Source organism: Bradyrhizobium sp. LB14.3 (assembly GCF_040547985.1).
Classification (GTDB): domain Bacteria; phylum Pseudomonadota; class Alphaproteobacteria; order Rhizobiales; family Xanthobacteraceae; genus Bradyrhizobium.
Genome location: NZ_JBEPQT010000006.1, coordinates 225,007 through 250,300, shown reverse-complemented (window position 1 = coordinate 250,300; position 25,294 = coordinate 225,007). Strand labels below are relative to the sequence as shown.

The following is a 25,294-nucleotide window of genomic DNA, read 5'->3' as shown; positions in this document are numbered from 1 at the left end:
GGGCAACATGGCCAAGAAAGCTAAGAAGGCGAAGAAGGCGAAGAAGGCGAAGTCCGCAGTGAAGAAGACTGCGAAGAAGACCCGCAAGGTCGCGAAGAAGAAGTAACTTCGCTTTTTGAAGTTGCCGGCTCCTAGAGAGCCGGCACGTCATCAGCGCCTCTCAAAAGGTTCTGGTCGACGATAGAGGGTGTCGGCGAGACATCAGGTCAACGGTCGGATCGTTCTCTTCGCGGGTTCGCTCGCTAAGCCCGGTCCGGCAGAAGAAACAAGTTTTCTTCGTTCGGTGCGGCTCTCCGTAAGGAGCTCCGCAATTTCACAGGCGGCCTTCGGGCCAACGTGAAATCTGGTCCTGACGTGTTCGCCGACGCCCTCGTTCTCTTGAGGCCGGGGTATTGCCGGCATTCCCATATCCCGACATTGCTGATCTGACCGCGACGTGGCTGCGCTGACGTGGCTGCTCTGCCTTGGCCGCTCTGCCTCGGGCAGCCGAGGGCTGCGGCGCAAGTGCACGCTGTTCCCGCGCCGCTTCTCCATTCGCGGTGTCTTCGCCGGGCCCCGCCCGGGCGATCCGGTACGCCGCGGCCTCCCGTGGGACAATTGCTGTCTCTGGAATGCAGGTGACGACAGCGGGCGGGGACGCCACAGGACCCGCGTCACCGTGCGCGATGGTTATCGTTCTCCCAAGATCCCAAGGTAAACCGAATCTGACGAATTGCAGAAGTGCCTGCAAAACAGGGGCTTATTGCATTTATCGCGCGCGCCCCGGGCGGGCGCGTTTACGTCTGCTTCATCGCGATACTTAAACTGCCATTCAAATTTGCCCGCCATCATTACCTCCAACAAGCCGGCAAACGGCTTGGGCAAAAAGACGCTGGGATGAGTTGAACAGTTGATCGGACGGGAGCCGCGCTCGGGGGACGAGACGGCATAAAAAAGGGGATGCGTTATGTTTCAGGGTACTTTCGATCTGGAGACCGCGACACCTATCGACGCAGGCGCGCTGTCGGACGTGCTGTTCGAGCGCGGGATTTATTGGGCGAGCGGACGCTCCGGTCTCGTCGATCTCGTCGCCGCGCATAAATGGTTCAATCTTGCCGCCCTGAAGGGCCGCAAGGACGCCGTGACGCTGCGCCAGGAAATCGCCGGGCAGATGTCGGATGCCGAAATCTCGGCCGCGCAGCGCGATGCGAGGGCGTGGGTCTCCGCCCACTGAGCCCAGCATCACATCCGGGCCAGTGTTTTCACGGCGGAGCCTGGTTGCGCTGAGTCAATTGCGTTCGTCGTGCCGTGATCTGGACCGGCGCGGCGTGAGCGACCCCGACGGGAATGACCCGGCGTGGGTCCGAGACTTACTCAATGGCTGCCGATTCAGATCGCGGCCGACGACGGCCATCTGGAACTCGGACGGCCGCGGTGCCGATTGGCCCTCGCATGGGCCGATCTGGCGATTCATCCGCCGGATGCGGGCACACCTATATCAGGAGAGCGCGAATCGAGCTGAGCTCGTGGCGCCGATCCTTGCGCCAGGCTTGCGCACCGTCTCAACGATCGCTTTCAGATGATGGAACGCACGGATCTTTGATTCTGGGTGGCGGAGAGGGAGGGATTCGAACCCTCGATACAGCTTGAGACCGTATGACGCTTTAGCAAAGCGTTGCCTTCAGCCACTCGGCCACCTCTCCGGTGCGAGCCTTATGCATCTAATTACTTGGGCCGGTCAATTTGGAAGCGCGTGTTTTCGCTCGAATATTCCCAGCGATTTTCGAAACGAAGCGGTTTGCTCCCGGAGCGAGAACATAACGTCGCGACAACGGACACGGCGCTGGACCTTTTGCGGATGTAGCAAGGAGGGTTTCGGTCTCGTTGAACCCGGCTAAATAGTTGAATTTGCTTACAAATTAGGGGAGGCGGCTTGCTCGAGAGAAGCCTGTCAATGATTCGAATCCGTCCCGCCGATGCTGTTAAGCCATTGATTTTATTATTTCTTTCTGCCGTCGCATGTTCGCGCCCGTCTCTCGTAAATCGGCTGACAGGGGTTCGATCTTAGTCAGGCTGCAGGAAGTTCCTTCGCCATTAGTTTGACAACCCGTTCGCCAAACCGAGGAGCCGCCCCCGCACCGGGCCGTCGTCCTCAATGGGCTTTCCCGGCAGCGAGCGAAGAGGGTGGCCTCTACTCCACGCTGCCGGCGCCGCGGCGCAAATCGGCCTCGATCTGCAAGCGCGTGCCGCCGCCGAAGCGAGCGCGGTAGACCTGAAGGTTCTCCATGATCCGCTGCACGTAGTTGCGCGTCTCGGAGAACGGGATCAGCTCGACCCAGTCGACCGCGTCGACCTTCGGGTCGCGCGGATCGCCGTAGCGATTGATCCACTTCTTCACACTGCCGCGGCCGGCATTGTAGGCGGCAAAGGTCATGATGTAGGAGCCGCGGTAGTCCTCGAGCAGCCCGCCGAGCTCGGCCGAGCCGAGCGTGGCGTTGTAGACCGGATCGTTCTTCAGCCGCCCCAGATCGTAGGTCCCGCCGTGCCGTTTGCAGACATAGCGCGCGGCGTCCGGCGTCACCTGCATCAGCCCATAGGCCTGCGCCGGCGAGACGACCGAGGGGTTGAACGCGCTCTCCTGCCGCGCGATGGCGTAGACGATGCTGCGCTCGACCTCGGGGCCGATCGGCGTGAACTGCGGAATGCCGTTAACGGGGTAGGCATAGAAATCGAACGGCAGCCCGCGATTAAGCGCGGCCTTGCCGAGCAGCAGCATGCCGCGCGCGTCGTTGTAGCGCTGGGTGAGCTCGCCGAGGCCGGCAAGCGCTTCGGGATCGCCGTTCTCGCCCATGTCGGCGAGAACAGGCACTGCCATCTCGCGCTCGTCGAGCTCGTAGAGCAGTTGCGCGGCGCGCACGATCTCCAGCCGTTCGGCGCCGCGGCCGCGCGGCTGGCTGTTGAGCTCGATCTGCGGCAGGCCGAGCTTGGCGCGTGCGAGCTGGCCGTAATAGCTGGTGGATTGCTCGGCTGCCCGCGCGTAGGCGTTGCGCGCCTCCTGCTGGCGGCCTGCCGCTTCGGCGGCGCGGCCCTGCCAATAGCCGGCGCGCGCCAGCGTGGTCGGATTGACGCTGCCGATCCCGATGCGGGCAAAATGCTGGGTGGCGGCCGCGGGATCGTTGAGGAAGCGCAGCGCGATCCAGCCGGCGGTGAATTCCTGCTCGGTCTTGTAGACGTCGCGCGAGGGCAGGGCCGCATCACGCGCGATCAGATAGGCGCTGCGGAATTCCTCGGTGTCGATCATCTTGCGCGCCAGCAGACGCCGCTCGATCCACCATTCGTCGAGATTGTAGAGCCGGCCCGGATCCTTCGGTGCCGACAGCATGAGCTGGGCGGCTTCTGCAAATTTCTCCTCGCGGCGCAGCAGCTGGATCTTGCTGAAGATGAAGCCGGGATCGCCATGCAGCTCGCGCGGCACGGCCTCGAGCAGCGCGCGTGCGTTCGGCGCTTTCTTGAGGGAGGCGATGCGGGCCTTGGCGAGGGCGACATAGCCAGCACCGAGGCGCTTTGCAGCACGCAGCGCGGCCTCGTTCTCGCTGCCGTAGAGCAGCGTGTCCATCCGCGCCTTCTGATCGCCGGGCGTCAGCAGCGCGCCGAACTGATCGAGTGCGTTGTTCTCGGTGTCTTCCGACATCGCATCGCTGCGCCAGGCTTCGCGCACCAGACGTTCGGCATTGGCGCGGTCGCCGCGCGCCAGCATCGCCTTGGCGAGCGCGAAGCGGCCCTTGGCGGACACGGGGGATTCATTCTCGAACCACGACCACGCGACTGAATCGTCGCGCCTGTCGTCCCACATCGCGGCCTCCAGACGCCGGCGCAGGAATGTCTGCGACGGCCAGCTCGGATTGGCGGACAGGAAGGCGCGGTAGCGCTCCACGGTCGCGCCATTATCCTCGCCGCGCAGGATGATCCATTCCGCGAGTTTTCGCGCCACGGGATCCGACATCGTGGCCGCGGCATTGGTGGCGTCGCCCGACTTGCGCTTGCGCACGAGCTCGATAACGGTCTCCAGCGTGTCCTTGTCGGCTTGCGACGTCGAGGAGGTCGCAGCAACCGCGGCCGGCGTGACCGGCTTGCGCGGCGCGGCATGCTGGCGGGTCGCCGGCGCCAGGACCGGAGCCGCGACGGGCTTGGCGGGGGTCGGGGCGGTCGGTCTGACGGTGGCCGTCACGGACGGCGCGGGTGCGGGTTTGGGGGGCGAACCGTTGGCGGTCGGCCTTGATTTTGGCGCGGCGGCCGCCGCAGGCCTGGGCTTGTCCTTCGCGGGTTGCTTGTCGGCGTTCTTGCCAGCATCCTTGCTGGCATTCGTGGCAGGCTTCTTCGCGGCATCCTTGGCGGGGGCGCTGGTCGCACCCTTGCTCGCGCCCTTGGCACCGTCCTTGGCGGCGTCCTTCGAAGTTTCCTTGCCGGTTCCCTTGGACGACCCCTTTGCAGTGGTCCTGGCGGCTGGTTTCGCGGTGTCCTTCGCCGTGTCCTTGGCCCCTTCCGCGGTCGTCTCATTGGACTTGGCCCAGCCGGCGCAGCCGACCGATAGCCCTGCCATCAGGCACACGGCCAGACCGGTCAATCGCCATGTGGCACGCGGAAAGGAGGTCATGGCGTTCGTCGCCCCGAATCAGTCAATTGGCTCAGACCCAGTTGTACAAGATTTGGCTGTACTTGATTGAATATGCGGACAAAATACCAACAGCCGCTTACCTTTGCCGGGTTTGCACCACCACAGCGGCAAAATCGCGGCCTAAACGGTGTGTCACACGGAAGCGGGTCTTTTACCGGCGGGATAGACCCGATATGAATGCGGCTTGCTCTCGAGATCGCCGCGTACGGAGGAGGAAGTCCATGGCAGCCAAGACGAAATTCCGGGGTTCGTTCACCGCCTTGGTCACGCCGTTCAAGAACGGCTCGCTGGACGAGTCGGCGTTCCGCTCCCTGGTCAACTGGCAGATTTCAGAGGGCACCAACGGCCTGGTCCCCGTCGGCACCACCGGCGAGAGCCCGACGCTGAGCCATGACGAGCACAAGAAGGTCGTCGAATGGTGCATCGAGGAAGCGAAGGGCCGCGTGCCCGTCGTCGCCGGGGCCGGCTCCAACTCGACCAAGGAGGCGATCGAGCTCGCCCAGCACGCCGAGAAGGCGGGCGCGAACGCGGTGCTGGTCGTAACGCCTTACTACAACAAGCCGACCCAGGAAGGCATGTACCAGCACTTCAAGGCGATCAACGACGCGATCGGGATTCCGATCATCATCTACAACATTCCGCCGCGCTCGGTGATCGACATGTCGGTCGACACCATGAAGCGGCTGTGGGAGCTGAAGAACATCGCCGGCGTCAAGGACGCCACTGCCAGCATGGTCCGCGTCTCGCAGCAACGCGCGGCGATGGGCGAGGAATTCAACCAGCTCTCCGGCGAGGATGCGACCATCCTCGGTTACATGGCCCATGGCGGCCATGGCTGCATTTCGGTGACTTCGAACGTCGCGCCGCGCCTGTGCTCGGAGTTCCAGGCCGCCTGGGCCAAGGGCGATCATGCCACTGCGCTGAAGCTGCACGACAAGCTGATGCCGCTGCACAACAACCTGTTCATCGAGAGCAACCCGGCGCCGATCAAGTACGCGCTGTCGTTGCTCGGCAAGCTGGACGAGACGCTGCGGCTGCCGATGGTTCCGGTCACCGAACCGACGCGCGTTGCCGTGCGCAGCGCTATGGTGCACGCTGGCCTGATCAACTGAGATCTGGGAATCCGCACTGGCTGGTCCCGCGCGTGACATCGAAGGAAGGGGACGGATATGCTGAAGGAATTCCGCGAATTCGCAATGAAGGGCAACGTCGTCGATCTCGCCGTTGCCGTCATCATCGGCGCCGCCTTCGGTGCCATCGTGACGTCGATGGTCAACGACATCATCATGCCGATCATCGGTGCAGCCACCGGCGGCCTGGATTTCTCCAACTACTTCGTTGGACTCTCCAAGCAGGTCACGCAGACCAATCTTGTCGAAGCCAAGAAGCAGGGTGCGGTACTGGCCTATGGCAACTTCCTCACCTTGGTCGTGAACTTTGTCATCATCGCTTTCGTGCTGTTCATGGTCATCCGCACCATGAACCAGTTCAAGCGCAAGGACGAGGCCAAGCCCGCGGAGCCGCCGAAGCCGTCAGCGGAAGTCGCGCTCTTGACCGAGATCCGCGATCTCCTCAAGAAGTGACGCGCGCGCTTCATCCAAACTGTTAGCCTACGCGCGCATCTCGACCGGATCTGTCTGTCATGGCCGATAAGAACGAACGTCCTATCAAGGTCATGGCGGAGAATCGCAAGGCCCGCTTCAACTATGCGATCGAGGATACGGTCGAGGCGGGCATTGCGCTGACCGGCACCGAGGTCAAGTCGATCCGCAGCGGCAAGAGCACGATCGCGGAGTCCTACGCCGATTCCAGGGACGGCGAGATCTGGCTGATCAACGCCACCATTCCGGAATATCTCCAGGGCAACCGCTTCAATCACGAGCCGAAGCGGCCGCGCAAACTGCTGCTGCATCGCAAGCAAATCAACAAGCTGATGGGCGCGGTCGATCGTGAAGGCATGACGCTGATCCCGCTCAAGCTTTACTTCAACGAGCGCGGTCGCGCCAAACTGCAGCTCGCGGTTGCAAAGGGCAAGAAGCTACACGACAAGCGCGAAACCGAGAAGAAGCGCGATTGGAGCCGGGAGAAGGGCCGCCTGCTGCGGGCTAGGGGCTAGCGAGATGACTCAGAAAAACCTGCTTGAGGTCGACTGGAGCCGGATTCCCGCACCCGCAGATGACGGCGGCGCGGCGCATCTGAAAGGCATGACGCTGCCCGCGATCAGCCTGCTCGCGACCGACGACACTTCGGTGACGCTGTCGGCGCTCTCCGGTCGCACCGTGGTGTTCGCCTATCCACGCACTGGCGAGCCCGGCAAAATCTCGCTCGTCGACGATTGGGACATGATTCCCGGCGCCCGCGGTTGCACGCCGCAGACCTGCGCGTTTCGCGATCTGTTCGCCGAACTGAAGGCCGCCGGCGCCGCGCAGGTGTTCGGCCTCTCGACCCAGAGCAACGCGTACCAGACCGAGATGACCTCGCGACTGCATCTGCCGTTCCCGGTGCTGTCGGACGAGAAGCTGGCGCTCACGCGCGCCCTGAATTTGCCGACCATGGAGGTCGCAGGCCTCACGCTGATCAAGCGCCTCGCGTTGATCGTCGACGACGCAGAGATCACGCATGTGTTCTATCCGGTGTTCCCGCCCGACCGGAACGCCGGCGATGTCCTGGACTGGCTGAAGGCCAATCCCGCCAAGACCTAGTCGAGATCCGCCTTCACCTTCGCGAACACGGAGCGGAACATGTCCGGCGTCAGCACGCGGGTGTTCGTGTTGTAGCGCGAGCAGTGATAGCTGTCGTAGAGCCTGAACGCGCCGGCCTGGTGCACCGCGCCGTGGCCGAAGGGGGCTTGCGATGCCTTCAGGTTCAGCGGCTTGAGCACAGTGTCGTGCGCAATGCGTCCGAGGGCGATGATCGCGCGCAGGTTCGGCATCGTTGCGAGATTCGCCAAGAGAAACTGGCGGCAGGTGTGGATCTCGACCGGCAGCGGCTTGTTCTGCGGCGGCACGCAATGCACCGCATTGGCGATCCGGCAGTCGACCAGCTTCAGGCCGTCGTCGGGACGCGCCTGATATTTGCCCTTGGCGAACCCGTATTCGAGCAGCGTGGCGTAGAGCAGGTCGCCGGCATAATCGCCGGTGAAGGGACGGCCGGTGCGGTTGGCCCCCTGCATCCCCGGCGCGAGGCCGACGATCAGCAGGCGCGCCTTGATGTCGCCGAAAGGCGCAACCGGCGCATTGTGCCACAATGGCTCGCGCGCGCGGTTGGCCTCGCGAAAGGCAACCAGGCGCGGACAGAGCGGACAGTCACGGTCGGGGACGACTGTGAGGGGCGGGCGGCTTGACCGCGCCGCCTCACTCGTCGAGGTCGTCATCGCCCCTCGGCGCCATCGTCGTCGCGCGCTGGAGGAATTGCGGGGCATGATGGCGCGGCTCGCGGTCACCGCGGTCACGCGGGGCGGGGCGTTCGGACGGGTCGCGGCCGAGCTTGGCCTGCAGCTCGACGAGGTCGGTGAAGACGTCGGCCTGGCGGCGCAGCTCGTCGGCGATCATCGGCGGCTGGCTGGCGATCGTGGAAATCACGGTGACCCGCACGCCGCGGCGCTGAACGGCCTCGACAAGGGAGCGGAAGTCGCCGTCACCCGAGAACAGCACCATCTGGTCGATGTGTTCGGCGAGTTCCATGGCGTCCACGGCGAGCTCGATGTCCATGTTGCCCTTGACCTTGCGGCGGCCGGAGGCGTCGATGAACTCCTTGGTCGCTTTGGTCACGACCGTGTAGCCGTTGTAGTCCAGCCAGTCGATCAGGGGGCGGATCGAGGAGTATTCCTGATCCTCAATGATCGCGGTGTAGTAGAATGCCCGCGTCAGTGTCCCGCGGCTCTGAAATTCCTTCAGAAGGCGCTTGTAATCGATATCGAAGCCGAGAGTTTTCGCCGTCGCGTAGAGATTGGCTCCGTCGATGAAGAGCGCGATCTTGTCGGTAGAGGAAGGTGACATTCAGTTTGCTCGCGTAGAGTTCGTGATTGATCGTTTATTGTTGGCGCGGCGACAGCAAGCCGCGCAGTTCTAAAGTCCCGCCGAAACCCGTCGAAACCGCAAATCCGGAGAAGCCGGGGCAATCAAGGTATAGTTATGGCGCACTTGCATACACCCGCGCCGCCCTCGATGGCAGCCCGGGAAACCACCCATCCCAGCCCCAATGTGGGCGTAGCAGAGCCGTTTGGCGAGGCCAAATTACAAATTGGCCTTGCGAAACCGTCCCGGCCCCTATAACTAGCGCCAATCATCCACATATTTCGTCCCACCCACAACGGAGCGACAGTCCATGGCTCGCGTCACCGTAGAAGATTGTATCGACAAGGTCGACAACCGGTTTGACCTGGTCCTGCTGGCAGCCCACCGTGCCCGCATGATTTCGTCTGGTTCACAACTAACGGTTGACCGCGATAACGACAAGAACCCTGTTGTGTCTTTGCGTGAAATTGCTGACTCGACCATCTCGCCGGAGGACCTCCGCGAGGAGCTGGTGCACTCGCTGCAGAAGTTCGTCGAGGTCGATGAGCCGGAGCCGGACACTGTGCCGCTGATCGGTTCCGCCGGTGCAAGCGTAGACGCGGACGATACCGAAGTCGCGGTCGAGCGCATGACGGAAGAGGAGCTCCTGAAGGGTCTCGAAGGCCTCGCGCCACCCGAGGAGCAGCCCGAGGAGGACGAGTAGATCGTCCCGTCGCAGTCATCGACTTCTTGTGATCTTGTCAAAGGCCCGAACCGTTGTTCGGGCCTTTGCTTTTGTTGGCGTTTTCGTGGTTACCATAGTGTTGTCGGTTCGCGCGGGGCCCTGTCACCGAATTGATCGGACACACGCGCGATCGGAGCTAAGATGTATGCAACGGGCTGCTTCGTGGCCCGTTTGAAGGCAGGACGGCATGGTATATCGGCGTCGCACACAAACGCAGATGCAGGCCGCAACCGAATCGGTTGCCGTGGCCCCGACTGCGCCGGTGGCGCGTCCGGCGAAGTCCCGCGCGCGCATGATGCGTCAATACGACCTCGTCGAGCGCGTCAGGTCCTACAATCCCAACACTGACGAAGACCTGCTGAACCGCGCCTATGTCTACGCCATGAAGGCGCACGGCTCGCAGACCCGCGCCTCAGGCGACCCGTATTTCTCGCACCCGCTCGAAGTGGCGGCGATTCTCACCGACCTGAAGCTCGACGATGCAACCATCGTGGCTGCGTTGCTCCACGACACGATCGAGGACACCGAAGCGACGCGGGCCGAGATCGACCAGATCTTCGGGCCCGAGATCGGCGCGCTGGTCGAGGGCCTGACCAAGCTGAAGCGGCTGGAGCTGGTGTCGCGGGAGGCCAAGCAGGCCGAGAATCTGCGCAAATTGTTGCTGGCCATTGCCGACGACGTCCGCGTGCTGCTGGTGAAGCTCGCCGATCGCCTGCACAACATGCGCACGCTGGACTTCGTCCCGACGGAATCGCGACGGCGCATCGCCGAGGAGACGCTCGACATCTATGCGCCGCTGGCCGGGCGCATGGGCATGCAGGAAATGCGCGAGGAACTGGAGGATATGTCCTTCCGGACTCTCGATCCCGAAGCCTATTCGGTGGTGATGCAGCGGCTCGATGCGCTCGCCGAGCGCAACCGCAATCTGATCGGCGAGATCGAGGCGCAGCTTTCCAACAATCTGCGGCACAGGGGCCTTGGCGCGCGGGTCTATGGCCGCAGCAAGAAGCCGTTCTCGATCTGGACCAAGATGGAGCGCAAATCGGTCGGATTCGAGCAATTGTCCGACATCTTCGGCTTTCGTCTCGTCGTCAACGACATCGAGTCCTGCTATCGCGCGCTCGGCATCGTCCACACCACCTGGCCGGTCGTACCGGGGCGTTTCAAGGATTACATCTCGACCCCGAAGCAAAACGACTACCGCTCGATCCACACCACCGTGATCGGCCCCGGCAACCAGCGCGTCGAGCTGCAGATCCGCACTGAGGCGATGGACCAGATCGCCGAGCGCGGCATCGCCGCGCACGTGTTCTATAAAGAGGGCGCCGGCTCGCCGACCGAGTTCCTCAAGCGCGAGTCCAACGCGTTCGCCTGGCTGCGCCACACCATCGGCATCCTCTCCGAAAGTGCGAACCCGGAGGAATTCCTTGAGCACACCAAGCTCGAGCTGTTCCACGACCAGGTGTTCTGTTTCACTCCGAAGGGCAAGCTGATCGCGCTGCCGCGTCATGCCAATGTGATCGACTTCGCCTATGCCGTGCACACCGACGTCGGCAACAGCGCGGTGGGCTGCAAGATCAACGGCCAGTTCGCGCCGCTGTCATCGGAGCTCCAGAACGGCGACGAGGTCGAGGTGCTGACCTCGGAAGCGCAAGCGGCGCCGCCGTCCGCCTGGGAAACGCTCGCGGTCACCGGCAAGGCGCGCGCCGCGATCCGCCGCGCCACCAGGACTGCGGTGCGCGATCAATATGTCGGTCTCGGCCGGCGCATCGTGGAACGCCTGTTCGAGCGCGCCAAGATCGAATACGCCGACGACAAGCTCAAGGGCGCGCTGCCGCGGCTCGCGCGGACCTCGATCGAGGACGTCATGGCGGCTGTGGGGCGCGGCGAGATCAAGGCCTCCCACGTCGCGCGTGCGATGTATCCCGACTACAAGGAGGAGCGCATCGCGCGCTACGGCGTCAAGAAGGGGCTTGCCGCCAAGTTCAAGGAGAAGTCGTCGGAACCGCCGCGCAGCTCGGTCGCGATCCCGATCCGCGGCATCAATTCGGACCTGCCGGTGAAGTTCGCGCCGAACGGCGGCGCCGTGCCCGGTGACCGCATCGTCGGCATCGTCACGCCGGGCGAGGGCATCACCATCTACCCGATCCAGGCGCCTGCCCTGAAGGATTTCGAGGAAGAGCCGGAGCGCTGGCTCGACGTCCGCTGGGACATCGAGGACTCCGCGCCGCAGCGCTTCCCGGCCCGCATCAGGGTCGAGAACGTCAACGAGCCCGGCGCGCTGGCGCAGATCGCGACCGTGATTGCCGAGCACGACGGCAACATCGACAACATCAGCATGCAGCGCCGCTCACCGGACTTCACGGAGACGACGATCGATCTCGAAGTCTACGATCTGAAGCATTTGAGTGCGATCCTGGCCCAGCTGCGCGCGAAGGCGGTCGTCGCCCGCGTCGAACGTGTTAATGGATAGACGCCTTCTGGCTTGGTCTGTCCCTATGGTTCCGTGAGTCCTGAAATGCCTGCACCTCCGCTCCGCCTCGGCGTCAATGTCGACCATGTCGCGACCCTGCGTAATGCGCGCGGCGGCCGCAATCCAGATCCGGTACGCGCGGCGCTACTGGCGATCCAGGCCGGCGCCGACGGCATCACCGCTCACTTGCGCGAGGATCGCCGGCACATCCGCGACGAGGACATGGCGCGGCTGAAAGCCGAAATCTCCAAGCCGCTCAATTTCGAGATGGCGGCGACCGACGACATGATGCGCATCTCGCTCGCCACCAAGCCGCACGCGGTGTGCCTCGTGCCGGAGCGGCGCCAGGAGGTGACGACCGAGGGCGGGCTCGACGTGGTCGGTCAGCACAACGCGCTGGCGCCCTATATCGCGCGGCTGAACGATGCCGGCATCCGGGTGTCGCTGTTCATCGCCGCCGATCCCGCCCAGATCGAGATGGCGGCGCGGCTGCGCGCGCCCGTGATCGAGATCCACACCGGCGCCTGGTGCGACGCCGTCGTCGATGGCCACACCGACAAGGCCGAGGCCGAATGGCGGCGGATCGTGGCGGGCGTAAAGCTGGCGAAGCAAGCAGGGCTGGAGATTCACGCCGGACACGGGCTCGACTATGCCACGGCGGAGACGATCGCGGCCCTGCCAGAGATCATGGAGCTCAACATCGGCTACTACATGATGGGCGAAGCGCTGTTCGTCGGTCTCGCCGAGACGGTGCGCAGCATGCGCGCAGCGATGGACCGCGGCCGGAGCCGGGCATGATCATCGGCATCGGCTCCGATCTGATCGACATCACCCGCGTCGGCAAGGTGATCGAGCGCCATGGCGAGCGCTTCCTCGATCGCATCTTCACCGCGGCCGAGCGAGCCAAGGCGGAGCGGCGCGCCAAGAACGAGAAGATGGTTGTGGCGACCTACGCCAAGCGGTTCGCGGCCAAGGAGGCCTGCTCCAAGGCACTCGGCACCGGCATAAGACGCGGCGTGTGGTGGCGCGACATGGGGGTGGTCAACCTGCCGGGAGGACGGCCAACCATGCAATTGACGGGCGGGGCGCAGGCCCGGCTCCAGGCCCTGACGCCGGAGGGGTTCGAAGCACAGATCGATCTGTCGATCACCGATGACTGGCCGTTGGCCCAGGCCTTCGTCATCATTTCCGCCGTGCCGCTGGCCAAACCCTGACGGGTCTCCCGCGATTTTATAATTATCATTAAAAATCAAATACTTATCCAGTTTTGATGCGTTCCTTGATTGCGTGGCCTCCGACAACCGTCTAAAAGTCCGCGGACGCAAATCAGCCTGGGCGAATTCGGCTTTACGCCGGAATTGGCTCTCATTATCAGAATCAGGACAATCTCCTTGGGACGCGAACCGACGGGCCGTTCGCGGGAGGGGGGCGCGCTGTGGACCGCCGGCCGGAATTGAGAGAGCAATGAGCGTGACTTCAGGGACCAAAACTGAGACCGGCGTGGGCGAAACCATCCGGGTCGTGATCCACGCCCTCTTGATCGCACTCGTGATCCGCACCTTCCTGTTCCAGCCGTTCAACATCCCATCCGGCTCGATGAAGGCGACGCTGCTGGTCGGCGACTATCTGTTCGTCTCGAAATATTCCTACGGCTACAGCCACTACTCGATCCCGTTCTCGCCGCCGCTGTTTTCGGGGCGGATCTGGGGCTCGGACCCGAGCCGCGGCGACATCGTCGTATTCCGCCTGCCGAAGGACGACTCCACCGACTACATTAAGCGCGTGATCGGGCTTCCCGGCGACCACATCCAGATGCGGGACGGTCTGCTCTACATCAACGACACGCCGGTCGAGCGGCAGCGCATGAGCGAATTTGTCGGCGAGGATCCCTGCGGTTCGGAAGGCGGCGGCGTCTCCCGGGTGAAGCGTTGGAAGGAGACGCTGCCGAACGGCGTGTCCTATGAGACGTTGGACTGCGCCGACAACGGCTACGTGGACAACACCAACGTCTACACCGTGCCGACCGGCCACTTCTTCATGATGGGCGACAACCGCGACAACTCCACCGACAGCCGCTTCCTCGGCCAGGTCGGCTACGTGCCGCAGGAGAATTTGGTCGGGCGCGCCCAGATGATCTTCTTCTCGATCGCCGAAGGCGAGCATGCCTGGATGTTCTGGCGCTGGCCGTGGGCGGTGCGCTGGAATCGCTTCTTCAAAATCGTCCGATGAAAGACGAAGTCAAGGATATCGCGACCCACCCGACCGAGGCGCAAGCGGGCCCCGACGGCGAAGCTGCGACCAACACCCTTGAAATCAAGACCCCTGCAAAGAAGAAGCGGGTGCGGAGCAGCAAGACCAAGGGCCCGGATGCGAACGCGGCGCTTGAGGCCCGCATCGGCCACAGTTTCGCCGATCCGAACCTCTTGATGCAGGGCATCACGCATGTCTCGGCGCTGAAGTCCGGGCGCAAGCGTGGCGACAGCTATCAGCGGCTGGAATTCCTCGGTGACCACGTGCTCGGACTTGTCGTCTCCGACATGCTCTATCACGCGTTCCCGAACGCCGACGAAGGCGAGATGTCCAAGCGACTTGCTGAACTGGTGCGCAAGGAGAGCTGCGCCGACGTCGCCAAGTCGCTCGGTCTACTCGACGACATCAAGCTCGGCTCGGTCGGTCCTGGTGCCGACGCGCGCCTGCGCAAGAGCGTGCTCGGCGACATCTGCGAGGCCGTGATCGGCGCCGTCTTCCTCGACGGCGGCTACGCGGCGGCGTCCGAGTTCGTCAAGCGCAACTGGACCGAACGCATGCACAAGCCGCGGCGTCCCTTGCGCGATCCCAAGACCGTTCTGCAGGAATGGGCGCAAGGCAAGGGACTGCCGACGCCGGTCTACCGCGAGGTCGAGCGCACCGGTCCGCATCACGATCCGGAGTTTCGTGTCGCGGTGGATCTGCCGGGGTTGGCGCCGGCCGAAGGCACCGGCGGCAGCAAGCGCGCAGCGGAGAAGGTAGCGGCTTCAGTGATGATCGAACGCGAAGGTGTTGGCGGCGGCAATGACGGTTGAATCAAGCGGCGAAGCGCCCGCCGCAACGAGCTGCGGCTTTGTCGCGCTGATCGGCGCCCCGAACGTCGGAAAGTCCACGCTGGTCAATGCGCTGGTCGGGGCCAAGGTCACGATCGTCTCGCGCAAGGTGCAGACCACGCGGGCGCTGATCCGCGGCATCGTGATCGAGAACAACGCGCAGATCATCCTGGTCGATACGCCCGGCATCTTCCTGCCAAAGCGCCGGCTCGACCGCGCCATGGTCTCGACCGCCTGGAGCGGCGCGCATGACGCCGACCTCGTCTGCGTGCTGCTGGATGCCAAGGCCGGTATCGACGAGGAAGCCGAGGCGATCCTCACCAAGGTCGCAAGCGTCAAGCACGAGAAGATTCTGGTCATCAACAAGGTGGATTTGGTCCAGCGCGAGAAGCTGCTGGCACTGGCGCAGGCGGCCAACGAGCGCATGGCCTTCGCGAAGACCTTCATGATCGCGGCGATCTCCGGCGACGGCGTCGACGACCTCAGGCATACTCTCGCCGAGATCGTGCCGCCGGGGCCGTTTCTCTATCCCGAAGACCAGATGTCGGACGCGCCGATGCGGCAGCTTGCGGCCGAGATCACGCGCGAGAAGATCTTTCGCAAGCTGCACCAGGAATTGCCCTACCAGTCCACGGTCGAGACCGACAAGTGGGAGGAGCGCAAGGACAAGTCGGTCCGCATCGAACAGACGATCTTCGTCGAGCGCGAGAGCCAGCGCAAGATCGTGCTTGGCGCGGGCGGCGCGACGATCAAGTCGATTGGCGCGGACTCACGCAAGGAGATCGGCGAGATCCTCGGTGTGCCGGTGCATCTGTTCCTGTTCGTCAAGGTGCGCGAGAACTGGGGCGATGATCCCGATCGCTACCGCGAGATGGGCCTGGAATTTCCCAAAGAATAACCAAGAAAAGATCGGTCACCGATGAGCGTACCCGGCAACGTACGGCGCTTCGAAGCGCTGCTCTATGCATCCTTGATGCTGGACGCCCTGTCGGTCGCGGTGCAGGACCGCACACCGAATGCCGAGATGACCGAGCAGATGATCATGACGGCGACGCTGCTCGCCGGCGGCATGATCCTGCTGCTGGTCTATTTCGTCTGGCTCGCTGCACGCTGGCGCAAGAACTGGCCGCGATGGGTGCTGGCGGCAGCGCTCGTGCTGTCGGTGATCTCGCTCGGCCAGATCATCGGCGAGAAGGGCATGGAACTCGACAGCGCCATCGAGATCGTCTCCTGCGTGCTGACGGCGATGGGATTGTATTTCTCGTTCAGCGGAGATGCACAGGGTTGGTTCAACGCGTGAGGATTCGCCGCTTTGCGCGGTTAATCAAATTCGTGGGCACGCTTCGCTTTGCCGACCCTACGATCGCCTGAAATGCGCTAGACTCCGCACATGGAATGGACCGACGAAGGCATCGTGCTGGGCGTGCGGCGGCATGGCGAGAGTAGCTCCATCGTCGAGCTGCTGACGCGTGCGCACGGCCGCCATCTCGGTCTCGTCCGCGGCGGCGCCGGCTCGCGGATGCGGCCGCTGCTGCAGCCCGGCAACAGCCTCAGCGTGGTGTGGCGGGCGCGGCTCGACGAGCATCTCGGCACCTATGCCATCGAGGGCCTCAAGCTGCGCGCGGCGACGCTGCTGACATCCCCCCACGGCGTCTATGGCATCACCCATCTCGCCTCGATTGCGCGGTTGCTGCCGGAGCGCGATCCGCACGAAAACATCCTGGCGCAGCTCGAGCATTCGCTCGACGATTTCGACGACATCGGCGGCGCCGCCGTGCACCTGATCCATTTCGAGCTGGCGATGCTCGCCGAGCTCGGCTTCGGGCTTGCGCTGGAAAACTGCGCGGTAACCGGGGAGACTACCGACCTGATCTATGTCTCGCCGAAATCTGGCGGCGCGGTGTCACGCGGCGCGGGCGAGCCGTGGCGGGATCGGTTGTTGCGGCTGCCGCCGTTTTTGCGTCGTGGCGAAGCCGCGAGCGACGTCACCGACCAGGATCTTCAGGACGGCCTTCGGTTGACCGGGCTGTTCCTGCTGCGCCATGTGCTGGAGCCGCGGGGGCAGGGCCATTCCGACGCGCGGGCAGGCTTCATCAACGCGCTGACGAGACAGCAGGCGAAGGCCGCGATTCCCGCGCCATGAGGCTGGCGCGGCTCTGCATTGCCTCAATAGGCCAACCGTCATTGGAACCAAATCGGGTTTCCTGGACTTGCCCTCGGGGTTCCAACCGGGGATAAGCCTCATGCTGATCAAGGGATTTGTGATATCGGCGGCGCTTGTCACGCTGGCGCCGGACGCCCTCGCAGGCGAGCAACCCGGCGTCTTTCGCCGCGCCTCCTGCACCGTCGTCAGGTTCTATGTGGCTAAATATTCCGCTGCAGCCGCAGAGGGATGGGCGCGATCCAAGGGCGCGACGGAGGCCGAGATCGAGACGGCGCGGCGGTGCCTGACCAATGCCCCGGCCACCACGCAGGCTAAAAACGCGCAACCCACCCAGACCTTCACCGCAGGCTGGGCCGGCCAGTAGGCCGCCCACAGGGAACCAATCGATCCTTGCCCGATTCGCTTCCACGGTTTAACCGGGCGGCATGGGAAAACGATTGATTCCGCCGGAGGAACCGGCCGAAATTCACGACGTGCCGCTGCGTGAGGCGCTGGAAGAGCGCTATCTTGCCTACGCGCTTTCGACCATCATGCACCGCGCGCTGCCCGATGCCCGCGACGGCCTGAAGCCGGTGCACCGGCGCATCCTCTACGGCATGCGGCTGCTCCGGCTCGACCCCGGCACGGCGTTCAAAAAATCCGCCAAAATCGTCGGCGACGTGATGGGCTCGTTCCATCCGCATGGCGACCAGGCGATCTACGACGCCATGGTCCGCCTCGCGCAGGACTTCTCCTCGCGCTATCCGCTTGTCGACGGCCAGGGCAATTTCGGCAATATCGACGGCGATAATCCCGCTGCCTACCGCTACACCGAAGCGCGGCTGACCGACGTCGCGCGGCTTCTGCTCGACGGCATCGACGAGGACGGGGTCGAGTTCCGCCCTAATTACGACGGCCAGTCGAAAGAGCCCGTCGTGCTGCCCGGCGGCTTCCCGAACCTGCTCGCCAATGGCGCGCAGGGTATCGCGGTCGGCATGGCGACCTCGATCCCGCCGCACAACGCCGCCGAGCTCTGCGAAGCCGCGCTGCATCTGATCGAGAAGCCCGACGCGAAATCCAAGGCGCTGCTGAAATGGGTCAAGGGCCCGGATTTCCCGACCGGCGGCATCTGCGTCGATTCCAAGCAGGCGATCGCTGAAGCCTATACCACCGGCCGCGGCTCGTTCCGCGTCCGCTCCCGATGGGAGCAGGAAGAGGGCGCACGCGGCACCTGGGTCGTCGTCGTCACCGAGATACCCTTTCTGGTGCAGAAGTCGCGCCTGATCGAGAAGATCGCCGAACTGCTGGACCAGAAGAAGCTGCCGCTGGTCGGAGACATCAGGGACGAGTCGGCCGAAGACGTCCGTATCGTAATCGAGCCGAAGTCGAAGAATGTCGATCCGGCGCTGATGATGGAATCGCTGTTCCGGCTGACGGAGCTCGAAAACAAGATTCCGCTGAACCTCAACGTGCTGATCAAGGGCCGTGTGCCCAAGGTGGTGGGACTCGCGGAGTGCCTGCGCGAATGGCTTGACCATCTGCGCGACGTGCTGATCCGTCGGACCAACCATCGCAAGGCCGAGATCGAGCGCCGGCTGGAGATTCTCGGCGGCTTGCTGATTGCCTATCTGAACATCGACGAGGTGATCAGGATCATCCGCAACGAGGACGAGCCGAAGCCGGCGCTGATCAAGGCGTTCAAGCTCACCGAAGTGCAGGCTGAAGCCATCCTCAACATGCGGCTGCGAAGTCTGCGCAAGCTCGAGGAAATGGAGATCCGCAGCGAGGACAAGGATCTGCGCAAAGAGCTGAAGGGCATCGAGGGATTGCTGGCGTCCGAACCCGAGCAGTGGAAGAAGGTCGCCGAGCAGGTTGGCAAGGTCCGCGACATGTTCGGGCCGAAGACCGCGCTCGGCAAGCGCCGCACCACCTTTGCGGACGCGCCCGAGCACGATCTCGCCGCCATGGAGGAGGCCTTGGTCGAGCGCGAGCCGGTGACCGTCGTCGTCTCCGACAAGGGCTGGATCCGCACCCTCAAGGGCCATGTCGAGGATCTCTCGGGGCTGGCCTTCAAGCAGGACGACAAGCTCGGGTTCGCGTTCTTCGCGGAAACGACCTCGAAGCTGCTGCTGTTCGCCACCAACGGAAAATTCTACTCGCTCGATGTCGCAAAACTTCCGGGCGGCCGCGGTCATGGCGAGCCGATCCGCCAGTTCATCGATCTCGAGCCGGAGGCCGCGCCGGTCACGCTGTTCGTCAACAAGGGCGGACGCAAATTCCTGGTCGCGAGCCACGAGGGCCAGGGCTTCGTCGTCAACGAGGACGATTGCGTCGGCACCACCAAGAAGGGCAAGCAGGTCCTCAACGTGGACATGCCGAACGAGGCGTGCGCGATCACCGAGGTGCTCGGCAACACTGTCGCGGTGATCGGCGAGAACCGCAAGATGCTGGTCTTCCCGCTCGACCAGACGCAGGAGATGCCGCGTGGCCGTGGTGCGCGCCTGCAGAAGTACAAGGACGGCGGCCTTTCGGACATCGCGGTGTTCGACGCCAAGGCGGGGCTGACCTGGAAGGATTCCGCTGGCCGCGAATTCTCGGCGACGATGAAGGAACTGGCCGAGTGGCAAGGCACCCGCGCCGACGCTGGCCGCTTGGCGCCGAAGGGTTTTCCGAAATCGAACAAGTTCGGCAAGGTGATCGGGTAGCTCGACGTTCAAACGGGAGGTGCGGTTTGTTGATTCGCAAATCGCGCACCTCCTAACGTTTGATTGCCGGCGGGACCGACGCGACGACCATCACCCTCAGCGAGAAGGCGCAATATCTCGGCAGCGTTCGCAGCCGCCTCGGTTGGCTGCCGGCCGACAATGTGCTGCTGTATGGGACCGCAGGCCTCGCCTGGGAGCGGCTCGACTCCACATCGCAGACGTTGCAGACCTCGACTGCGCCGGTCGGTGCGACGCTGTCGTCCAGCGGCACGCCGACCGACCGGTTCGGCTGGGTCGCCGGCGCCGGTGTCGAGGCGATGCTGGGCAGCCCGAACTGGATCGGCCGCATTGAATATCTGCATTATGATTTCGGCCAGATCGCGGACTCGTCCGCGATCACCGCTGCGATCGGCCAGGTGAACTCGACGTCGGGGTCGCAGACCATCGAGCTGGTTCGCGCCGGCGTGTCCTACAAGTTTGGCGAGCAGGCGCGTCTCGCGCCGGTGCCTTACGTCAAGGCGCCCGTGATGGCATCGGCGCGCAACGGCTGGGCCGGGTTCTATGCGGGTGCCCATGGTGGCTATGGCTGGGGCGATGATCCCGCGACCTTGCCGCTGCCGCTGCTCGACTTTGCACCGGATGGCGCACTGACCGGTGCAAAGTCGCAAGGCTGGGTCGCCGGAGGTCAGTTCGGCCACAACTGGCAATATGATCGCGTGGTCGCCGGCCTCGAGACCGACCTCAGCGCGGCCGACATCAAGGGCAGCACCTCGACAGCTTCGATCGCGGTTCCTGGCTTCACCTCGACGCTGAAGTTTGACGAGAAGGTGAAATATCTCGGTACCGTGCGCGGCCGTCTCGGCTGGACGCCGATCGACACCTTACTGCTGTACGGTACCGCCGGCCTCGGCTGGGAACGGCTCGAGATCTCCCAGGTGCAGCAGGACACCACCGCGACGGGCGTCACCACCACGCGGACGGCCACACCGAGCGACCGCTTCGGCTGGGTTGCAGGTGTGGGGGGCGAGATGATGCTCGGCAGCAGCAACTGGATCGGGCGGCTGGAATATCTGCACTACGATTTCGGCCGCGTCCGTTCGGATTCAAGTCTGGTTTCCGTCTCGCCGCCGCTCGCGAATTTTGCCGCGGCGACCGCGATCGGCCATCAAACCGTCGATCTCGTGCGCGCGGGCGTGTCCTACAAGTTCGGGCCGGACGCGGCTTTGCCGGTGTCTGCGCTTGCCTACGCCAAGGCGGGCCCGCCGCCGTCGCTGCAAAGCTGGTCCGGCTTCTATCTTGGCGCCCATGGCGGCTATGGCTGGAAGCAGAACGATTTTTCGGACGCCTCCCTGCTTGGCGGGGTCACCATCGGCGATATCAAGTCGAAAGGCTGGCTCGGCGGCGGCCAGGCCGGCTACAACTGGCAGTATGCGAGCGTCGTTGCGGGTATCGAGATCGACGGCAGCGCCACCGGCATCAAGGGCTCGACGCCAACCGTGCTCGCGGGCACCATCAGCGACACGCTGTCGGACAACGTCAAATACCTGGGCACGTTGCGCGGGCGTCTCGGCTGGACACCCTCGAATGGTTGGCTTCTCTATGCCACCGGCGGTCTCGCGTTCGAACGTGCGCACCGCATCGATAGCTCGGCCAACTCGGCCCCCAGCCCGGTCACGGCCGCTGTGATCGAGACGGCGCGCAATCATTTCGGGATGGCCGCCGGCGCCGGTGTCGAGACCTTCCTCGGCAACTCGAACTGGATCGGCCGCATCGAATATCTGCACTACGATTTCGGCACAGTAGAAGCGACCAGCAACATCACGACCACTGAGCCAGGCGGCACGCCCACCACGGATCGGGGCGGCCGGCAGACCATCGATACCGTGCGCGCCGGCCTGTCCTACAAGTTCACGCCATAGAGCTCGGCTCAGATCACCCCGACCAGCCGCAGGGCCGCTGCCGCGCCTGCAAATTATCGTCGCCGGCGATTTCCGTCCTATGTTTTCATATGCCGCAACGCGCGGCGGGTGAGACCGGATCGTCGCTCGCCCAGCCCGCCGCCTCTCGCGCCGGTTTGCGCGGTCTGATACCGTCCGCCATCCCGGTTTTCTGGAACGTTGAGAAGTAGCGCGATGTACGATGTCATTGTTGTCGGCGGCGGCTCCTCTGGCGCCGCTGTTGCGGCACGGCTCTCCGAAGATCCCGCACGGCGCGTCCTGCTGCTGGAAGCGGGTCTCGACTGGCGCGCCGACGAGGCGCCCTGGGAAGTGATGACGCCAAATCCCATTCCGATCATCCACAAGCGCGAGTACCAGGAGAAATGGCAATGGCCTGATCTGCTGACGCGCCGGGTGGCGGGGCAGGAGCCGCGCTTCTACTGGCGCGGCAAGGGCCTCGGCGGCTCGTCGATGATGAACGGCCAGATCGCCATCCGCGGCGTCGCCGATGCGTTCGACGAATGGGCCGCCAATGGCTGCACCGGCTGGTCCGCGAAAGAGGTGATGCCGTTGTTCTCGGTGATCGAGGATGATCTGGAGTTCGGCGACGCAGCGGGCCATGGCCGCGGCGGACCGCTGCCGGTCTATCGGGCGCCGCCGGACAAATGGGGCCCGATCGATCGCGGCTTGCGCGATGCGGCGCTGGCGAGCGGCTATCCCTGGTGCGCCGACGTCAATGGTCCTGACGGCGAGGGCGTCGCCTGCTATCCCATCAACAGCCGGGACAGCCGCCGCATCACCACCAATGAAGGTTATCTCGAGCCCGCGCGGAGCCGCGCCAATCTGGAGATTCGCGGGCACGCACTGGTCGATCGCGTGCTGATCAGTGACGGCCGGGCGACCGGCCTTCGCGTTCACATCGAGGGGCAGGGCACCAGCGAGATCAGCGCGCGCCAGATCGTGCTCTGCGCCGGTGCCATCCACAGTCCGGCGATCCTGCTGCGCTCGGGCATCGGACCTGCCGATGAGTTGAAGGCTATGGGAATCGCGGTCGAGCGCGACCTGCCGGTCGGCCGGCACTTCTTCGACCATCCGCTGTTTCGCGCCACGGTCCAGCTCCATGAAAACCTGCAGCCGAGCGATCCCGACACCCGCCACACCAATTGCTGCGTGACCTATTCGTCGGGCCTTGGCGATGGCGGCAAACGGGACATGATCCTGATCGCCTTCAACCACCGCGGCATCGGCGTATCAGGAGCGATCGGCGCCGGGCTGTTCAACGCGTATTCTCGTGGAACACTTAAACTGGCCTCGACCGACCCCGCGATCGATCCTGTTGTCGAGGAGAACATGCTGGCCGATCCCCGTGACATGCTGCGCATGATGGATGCGGTGAAACGGCTGGCCGTGATCACCTCCCAGCCGGCGCTATCAGGCATCGCCGACTGGATCCGGCTGACCGACACCGATCTGACGCTGCCGCAAGCAGCCGCGCTGCCGGATCGTGAACTCGATGCGCTGCTGCGGCGTGAAACCGGCGACATCCAGCACGCCGCCGGCAGTTGCCGCATGACCGGCTTCAAGCAGGCCGACGGCGTGGTCAACCCTGATGGTACGGTGAAGGGCATCGCGGGCCTGCGCGTCGCCGACGCCTCGATCATGCCGTCGGACTGCCGCGCCAACACCCACTTCACGACGGTGATGATTGGGGAAGCGATTGCGCGGATGATGAGGCGGTAGTTCTGCTGCGTCAAACCACTCTTCTCCTCATCCTGAGGAGCGCGGAACGCGCGTCTCGAAGGATGGCCTCGGGCAAATATCCGGGCCTTCATGGTTCGAGACGCGCTTCGCGCTCCTCACCATGAGGGTCTTATGACGCAGCAAGATTCAGCCGTTTCTCTTCAATTCACATTTCAAACAGCGGGCGAGAGTTCGCATTCTCGCGGCGCATTTCGCCCGAGTTCTACCGCTCGCGCCACCTTCAAGGAAAGGGCGCAGGGAAGGCCGGGCGCCGGCGGGCACCCGCAAGGTCCGTGCGCCATAGAAATGCACACGGGGTGGACCGCAGGTTCGCCGGATCGCCCGGCCTTCCCTGCGCGATGGTTTTAACGTGTCCTTCGTGCTCTCCCCGGGGAGCGATGCACTATTGCCCCCGTCGCCCTGCGGATAGCTGATGCGCGCGCCCGGTCGGGCCGCCTCATCACCGCAGGACTTGACGCACAGACCCCGGGCGTCAGGACCACACGACTTGTTCGTCCGCGCACGTCTTCGCTGGGACTTCGAGTGCTGGCGTGTGCTCACACCCGAAGCCATGCGAAGACGCTGTCGGCGTCGTGTCGTCGGCGCGAAGCGATTGCTCACAGCCGAAGCCGCCCTGCAATGCCTGTTACGCCCGACGCCGTCGCGTCCATCGCTGCCCAGCCCGCGGTTCGTGACGATCGCGATCCGCCCCTTGTCTCGGGCCAGGGTGTTTTGTCTGTACGATAAATCAGAAATTCGGTAAAGTGGAATATTTTGCGAGATGGGCTTGACAGGCGGTGTGGCGGAAGTGGTCGCGGCTGTTTTGCCCGACGGGACGGGGAGGCGAGGGTGACGGCTTTCGCCCAAAGGGCGCGTGCTGAGAGACGGCAGCTTCCGAGGGCAGAGCGGAAGTCGTTCGGCGCGGTCATCATCGACCGCTTGTGACCCGAAGCAGACATCGAAGGACTGATCCTGCAAACCAGCCGCGTCGAGTCACTGCAGTCGAGCCAGGCTCGCATTGATCTCGATCGTCTTTGCGCTCACGACAGTTTGTCTGACGGGAGCAGTATATAACTGGATTTTTCGAACCACGACTGCACCAGGATGTTGAATGACTCTCCCCTTCATCGCTTGCGCATCCATCACCGCAATCAGCGCAATCATCAGTCTTGGATTTTCCATGGCGGCGGCATTAGGTGCGAGCAACACTGCCCGCACCATGGCACTTTATGCCTGTGCGAGAAGCACGGCTTTAGTGATCGCGAGCGCGGTCCCATTTATTACGGGGTCAACTGGATGGCTCCAAGCCGTCGCATGGAGCATGATCATCGTTCAGGCCGGTGATGCCGTCATAGGCGGGACGATCAAAGATCCGATGAAAACCTATGGTCCTGCAGGCACTGCTCTACTGAACCTCGCGGCAGTGATTTGGCTGATCCAAGCCGTTCGATTCGGAGCTAGCTGATTGCAGACGATCAGGTGTGGTCCTGGCCCATCGGCGAAGTGGCGACCCGCTTCATTAAAGTCCGCTGATCGAGGCATGGCGGACTAGATTAGCGCAGGTTGAGTATTTCGGATTTTGACCCCTTGCGGACATTTGAGGCCGCCGCAGTTGGCGGCCTCTTTCATGACAGCCTTGCCCCACGCGGCGCGCGGCCTTCCCCGCCTGCCAAATGATCTTCGATGTTATCGGCGATCTCCTCGCAGACCGACGCCAACGCAAGCAGTTCGGTTTTAACGAGACGATCGTCGGCCTGCTCGACAAGTTTCCGACACGTGACCGCTTGATCCCGTAGATAGATAAGCCAATCATGTATGCCGA

The 25,294-nt window shown here is 63.8% G+C and carries 23 protein-coding genes and 1 tRNA gene; 20 read left to right on the top strand and 4 right to left on the bottom strand.

The window, feature by feature from the left end; all coding sequences use genetic code 11:
* The first annotated feature begins 946 nt into the window (after window positions 1–946).
* Window positions 947–1,213, top strand: a complete 267-nt coding sequence (locus tag ABIB00_RS15460; protein ID WP_247340607.1) for a hypothetical protein — start codon at window positions 947–949, stop codon at window positions 1,211–1,213.
* A 376-nt stretch (window positions 1,214–1,589) separates the two neighbouring features.
* Here ABIB00_RS15460 and ABIB00_RS15455 read toward each other — a convergent pair.
* Window positions 1,590–1,682, bottom strand: a tRNA-Ser gene (locus ABIB00_RS15455).
* 488 nt (window positions 1,683–2,170) lie between these two features.
* On the bottom strand, window positions 2,171–4,633 hold the full coding sequence (locus tag ABIB00_RS15450) for a transglycosylase SLT domain-containing protein (protein ID WP_354104936.1): 2,463 nt from the start codon (window positions 4,631–4,633) through the stop codon (window positions 2,171–2,173).
* 242 nt (window positions 4,634–4,875) lie between these two features.
* On the opposite strand from ABIB00_RS15450, the gene dapA reads away from it, so the two are divergent.
* Genes dapA through ABIB00_RS15430 form a run of 4 tightly spaced genes read left to right on the top strand, consistent with a single transcriptional unit; the run spans window position 4,876 to window position 7,356 of the window.
* Window positions 4,876–5,766 carry a 4-hydroxy-tetrahydrodipicolinate synthase gene (gene dapA / locus ABIB00_RS15445; protein ID WP_247340605.1) on the top strand — a complete coding sequence of 297 codons (891 nt, stop codon included), beginning with the start codon at window positions 4,876–4,878 and terminating at the stop codon, window positions 5,764–5,766.
* Between the two features lie 57 nt (window positions 5,767–5,823).
* On the top strand, window positions 5,824–6,237 hold the full coding sequence (mscL, locus tag ABIB00_RS15440) for a large conductance mechanosensitive channel protein MscL (protein ID WP_247340604.1): 414 nt from the start codon (window positions 5,824–5,826) through the stop codon (window positions 6,235–6,237).
* Between the two features lie 59 nt (window positions 6,238–6,296).
* Window positions 6,297–6,770, top strand: coding sequence for an SsrA-binding protein SmpB (gene smpB / locus ABIB00_RS15435; RefSeq protein WP_247340603.1), 474 nt, complete (start codon window positions 6,297–6,299; stop codon window positions 6,768–6,770).
* 4 nt (window positions 6,771–6,774) lie between these two features.
* Window positions 6,775–7,356: a peroxiredoxin gene (locus tag ABIB00_RS15430; RefSeq protein WP_354104935.1), complete on the top strand. Its 582-nt coding sequence runs from the start codon at window positions 6,775–6,777 to the stop codon at window positions 7,354–7,356.
* Here ABIB00_RS15430 and ABIB00_RS15425 read toward each other — a convergent pair.
* Window positions 7,353–8,027, bottom strand: a complete 675-nt coding sequence (locus tag ABIB00_RS15425; protein ID WP_354104934.1) for a uracil-DNA glycosylase — start codon at window positions 8,025–8,027, stop codon at window positions 7,353–7,355. The genes ABIB00_RS15430 and ABIB00_RS15425 overlap by 4 nt on opposite strands.
* Entirely contained in the window at window positions 8,008–8,652 is a 645-nt protein-coding gene (locus ABIB00_RS15420; RefSeq protein ID WP_354051643.1) for a LabA-like NYN domain-containing protein, read from the bottom strand. Before ABIB00_RS15420 ends, ABIB00_RS15425 begins: the two co-directional genes overlap by 20 nt.
* Before the next feature lie 328 nt (window positions 8,653–8,980).
* On the opposite strand from ABIB00_RS15420, the gene rpoZ reads away from it, so the two are divergent.
* The 15 genes from rpoZ to ABIB00_RS15345 all read left to right on the top strand — a co-directional run bounded on the left by rpoZ (window position 8,981) and on the right by ABIB00_RS15345 (window position 25,268).
* The gene (rpoZ, locus tag ABIB00_RS15415) at window positions 8,981–9,373 is read left to right on the top strand and encodes a DNA-directed RNA polymerase subunit omega (RefSeq protein ID WP_024512695.1); all 393 of its coding nucleotides are present in this window, start codon (window positions 8,981–8,983) and stop codon (window positions 9,371–9,373) included.
* A 208-nt stretch (window positions 9,374–9,581) separates the two neighbouring features.
* Window positions 9,582–11,867, top strand: a complete 2,286-nt coding sequence (locus tag ABIB00_RS15410; RefSeq protein ID WP_247349466.1) for a RelA/SpoT family protein — start codon at window positions 9,582–9,584, stop codon at window positions 11,865–11,867.
* 45 nt (window positions 11,868–11,912) lie between these two features.
* Window positions 11,913–12,665, top strand: coding sequence for a pyridoxine 5'-phosphate synthase (locus ABIB00_RS15405; RefSeq protein WP_247444291.1), 753 nt, complete (start codon window positions 11,913–11,915; stop codon window positions 12,663–12,665).
* Window positions 12,662–13,081: a holo-ACP synthase gene (gene acpS / locus ABIB00_RS15400; RefSeq protein ID WP_354104933.1), complete on the top strand. Its 420-nt coding sequence runs from the start codon at window positions 12,662–12,664 to the stop codon at window positions 13,079–13,081. Before ABIB00_RS15405 ends, acpS begins: the two co-directional genes overlap by 4 nt.
* 250 nt (window positions 13,082–13,331) lie before the next feature.
* Window positions 13,332–14,096 carry a signal peptidase I gene (gene lepB / locus ABIB00_RS15395; protein WP_247349463.1) on the top strand — a complete coding sequence of 255 codons (765 nt, stop codon included), beginning with the start codon at window positions 13,332–13,334 and terminating at the stop codon, window positions 14,094–14,096.
* Window positions 14,093–14,929 carry a ribonuclease III gene (gene rnc / locus ABIB00_RS15390; RefSeq protein WP_354104932.1) on the top strand — a complete coding sequence of 279 codons (837 nt, stop codon included), beginning with the start codon at window positions 14,093–14,095 and terminating at the stop codon, window positions 14,927–14,929. Before lepB ends, rnc begins: the two co-directional genes overlap by 4 nt.
* Window positions 14,919–15,845, top strand: coding sequence for a GTPase Era (gene era / locus ABIB00_RS15385; RefSeq protein ID WP_354104931.1), 927 nt, complete (start codon window positions 14,919–14,921; stop codon window positions 15,843–15,845). Before rnc ends, era begins: the two co-directional genes overlap by 11 nt.
* Before the next feature lie 21 nt (window positions 15,846–15,866).
* Window positions 15,867–16,247, top strand: a complete 381-nt coding sequence (locus ABIB00_RS15380; RefSeq protein ID WP_247349460.1) for a hypothetical protein — start codon at window positions 15,867–15,869, stop codon at window positions 16,245–16,247.
* A 90-nt stretch (window positions 16,248–16,337) separates the two neighbouring features.
* Window positions 16,338–17,090, top strand: a complete 753-nt coding sequence (gene recO / locus ABIB00_RS15375; RefSeq protein WP_354104930.1) for a DNA repair protein RecO — start codon at window positions 16,338–16,340, stop codon at window positions 17,088–17,090.
* 100 nt (window positions 17,091–17,190) lie between these two features.
* The gene (locus tag ABIB00_RS15370) at window positions 17,191–17,475 is read left to right on the top strand and encodes a hypothetical protein (RefSeq protein ID WP_354104929.1); all 285 of its coding nucleotides are present in this window, start codon (window positions 17,191–17,193) and stop codon (window positions 17,473–17,475) included.
* A 61-nt stretch (window positions 17,476–17,536) separates the two neighbouring features.
* On the top strand, window positions 17,537–19,795 hold the full coding sequence (gene parC / locus ABIB00_RS15365) for a DNA topoisomerase IV subunit A (protein ID WP_354104928.1): 2,259 nt from the start codon (window positions 17,537–17,539) through the stop codon (window positions 19,793–19,795).
* Between the two features lie 59 nt (window positions 19,796–19,854).
* Window positions 19,855–21,714 (top strand): outer membrane protein, encoded by a 1,860-nt coding sequence (locus ABIB00_RS15360; protein ID WP_354104927.1) that lies wholly within the window; start codon window positions 19,855–19,857, stop codon window positions 21,712–21,714.
* Window positions 21,715–21,927: 213 nt separating this feature from the next.
* Complete coding sequence (locus ABIB00_RS15355) at window positions 21,928–23,472, top strand: GMC family oxidoreductase (protein ID WP_354104926.1); 1,545 nt, start codon at window positions 21,928–21,930, stop codon at window positions 23,470–23,472.
* A gap of 1,111 nt (window positions 23,473–24,583) precedes the next feature.
* Entirely contained in the window at window positions 24,584–24,937 is a 354-nt protein-coding gene (locus ABIB00_RS15350; protein ID WP_354104925.1) for a hypothetical protein, read from the top strand.
* A 208-nt stretch (window positions 24,938–25,145) separates the two neighbouring features.
* Window positions 25,146–25,268, top strand: coding sequence for a hypothetical protein (locus ABIB00_RS15345; protein WP_354051668.1), 123 nt, complete (start codon window positions 25,146–25,148; stop codon window positions 25,266–25,268).
* Window positions 25,269–25,294: the final 26 nt, after the last annotated feature.

What these genes read in the sequence shown, in the direction of transcription:
- ABIB00_RS15460 (WP_247340607.1), top strand. Translation starts at nt 947, where the DNA reads ATGTTTCAGGGTACTTTCGATCTGGAGACCGCGACACCTATCGACGCA.
- ABIB00_RS15450 (WP_354104936.1), bottom strand. Translation starts at nt 4,633, where the DNA reads ATGACCTCCTTTCCGCGTGCCACATGGCGATTGACCGGTCTGGCCGTG.
- dapA (WP_247340605.1), top strand. Translation starts at nt 4,876, where the DNA reads ATGGCAGCCAAGACGAAATTCCGGGGTTCGTTCACCGCCTTGGTCACG.
- mscL (WP_247340604.1), top strand. Translation starts at nt 5,824, where the DNA reads ATGCTGAAGGAATTCCGCGAATTCGCAATGAAGGGCAACGTCGTCGAT.
- smpB (WP_247340603.1), top strand. Translation starts at nt 6,297, where the DNA reads ATGGCCGATAAGAACGAACGTCCTATCAAGGTCATGGCGGAGAATCGC.
- ABIB00_RS15430 (WP_354104935.1), top strand. Translation starts at nt 6,775, where the DNA reads ATGACTCAGAAAAACCTGCTTGAGGTCGACTGGAGCCGGATTCCCGCA.
- ABIB00_RS15425 (WP_354104934.1), bottom strand. Translation starts at nt 8,027, where the DNA reads ATGACGACCTCGACGAGTGAGGCGGCGCGGTCAAGCCGCCCGCCCCTC.
- ABIB00_RS15420 (WP_354051643.1), bottom strand. Translation starts at nt 8,652, where the DNA reads ATGTCACCTTCCTCTACCGACAAGATCGCGCTCTTCATCGACGGAGCC.
- rpoZ (WP_024512695.1), top strand. Translation starts at nt 8,981, where the DNA reads ATGGCTCGCGTCACCGTAGAAGATTGTATCGACAAGGTCGACAACCGG.
- ABIB00_RS15410 (WP_247349466.1), top strand. Translation starts at nt 9,582, where the DNA reads ATGGTATATCGGCGTCGCACACAAACGCAGATGCAGGCCGCAACCGAA.
- ABIB00_RS15405 (WP_247444291.1), top strand. Translation starts at nt 11,913, where the DNA reads ATGCCTGCACCTCCGCTCCGCCTCGGCGTCAATGTCGACCATGTCGCG.
- acpS (WP_354104933.1), top strand. Translation starts at nt 12,662, where the DNA reads ATGATCATCGGCATCGGCTCCGATCTGATCGACATCACCCGCGTCGGC.
- lepB (WP_247349463.1), top strand. Translation starts at nt 13,332, where the DNA reads ATGAGCGTGACTTCAGGGACCAAAACTGAGACCGGCGTGGGCGAAACC.
- rnc (WP_354104932.1), top strand. Translation starts at nt 14,093, where the DNA reads ATGAAAGACGAAGTCAAGGATATCGCGACCCACCCGACCGAGGCGCAA.
- era (WP_354104931.1), top strand. Translation starts at nt 14,919, where the DNA reads ATGACGGTTGAATCAAGCGGCGAAGCGCCCGCCGCAACGAGCTGCGGC.
- ABIB00_RS15380 (WP_247349460.1), top strand. Translation starts at nt 15,867, where the DNA reads ATGAGCGTACCCGGCAACGTACGGCGCTTCGAAGCGCTGCTCTATGCA.
- recO (WP_354104930.1), top strand. Translation starts at nt 16,338, where the DNA reads ATGGAATGGACCGACGAAGGCATCGTGCTGGGCGTGCGGCGGCATGGC.
- ABIB00_RS15370 (WP_354104929.1), top strand. Translation starts at nt 17,191, where the DNA reads ATGCTGATCAAGGGATTTGTGATATCGGCGGCGCTTGTCACGCTGGCG.
- parC (WP_354104928.1), top strand. Translation starts at nt 17,537, where the DNA reads ATGGGAAAACGATTGATTCCGCCGGAGGAACCGGCCGAAATTCACGAC.
- ABIB00_RS15355 (WP_354104926.1), top strand. Translation starts at nt 21,928, where the DNA reads ATGTACGATGTCATTGTTGTCGGCGGCGGCTCCTCTGGCGCCGCTGTT.
- ABIB00_RS15350 (WP_354104925.1), top strand. Translation starts at nt 24,584, where the DNA reads ATGACTCTCCCCTTCATCGCTTGCGCATCCATCACCGCAATCAGCGCA.
- ABIB00_RS15345 (WP_354051668.1), top strand. Translation starts at nt 25,146, where the DNA reads ATGATCTTCGATGTTATCGGCGATCTCCTCGCAGACCGACGCCAACGC.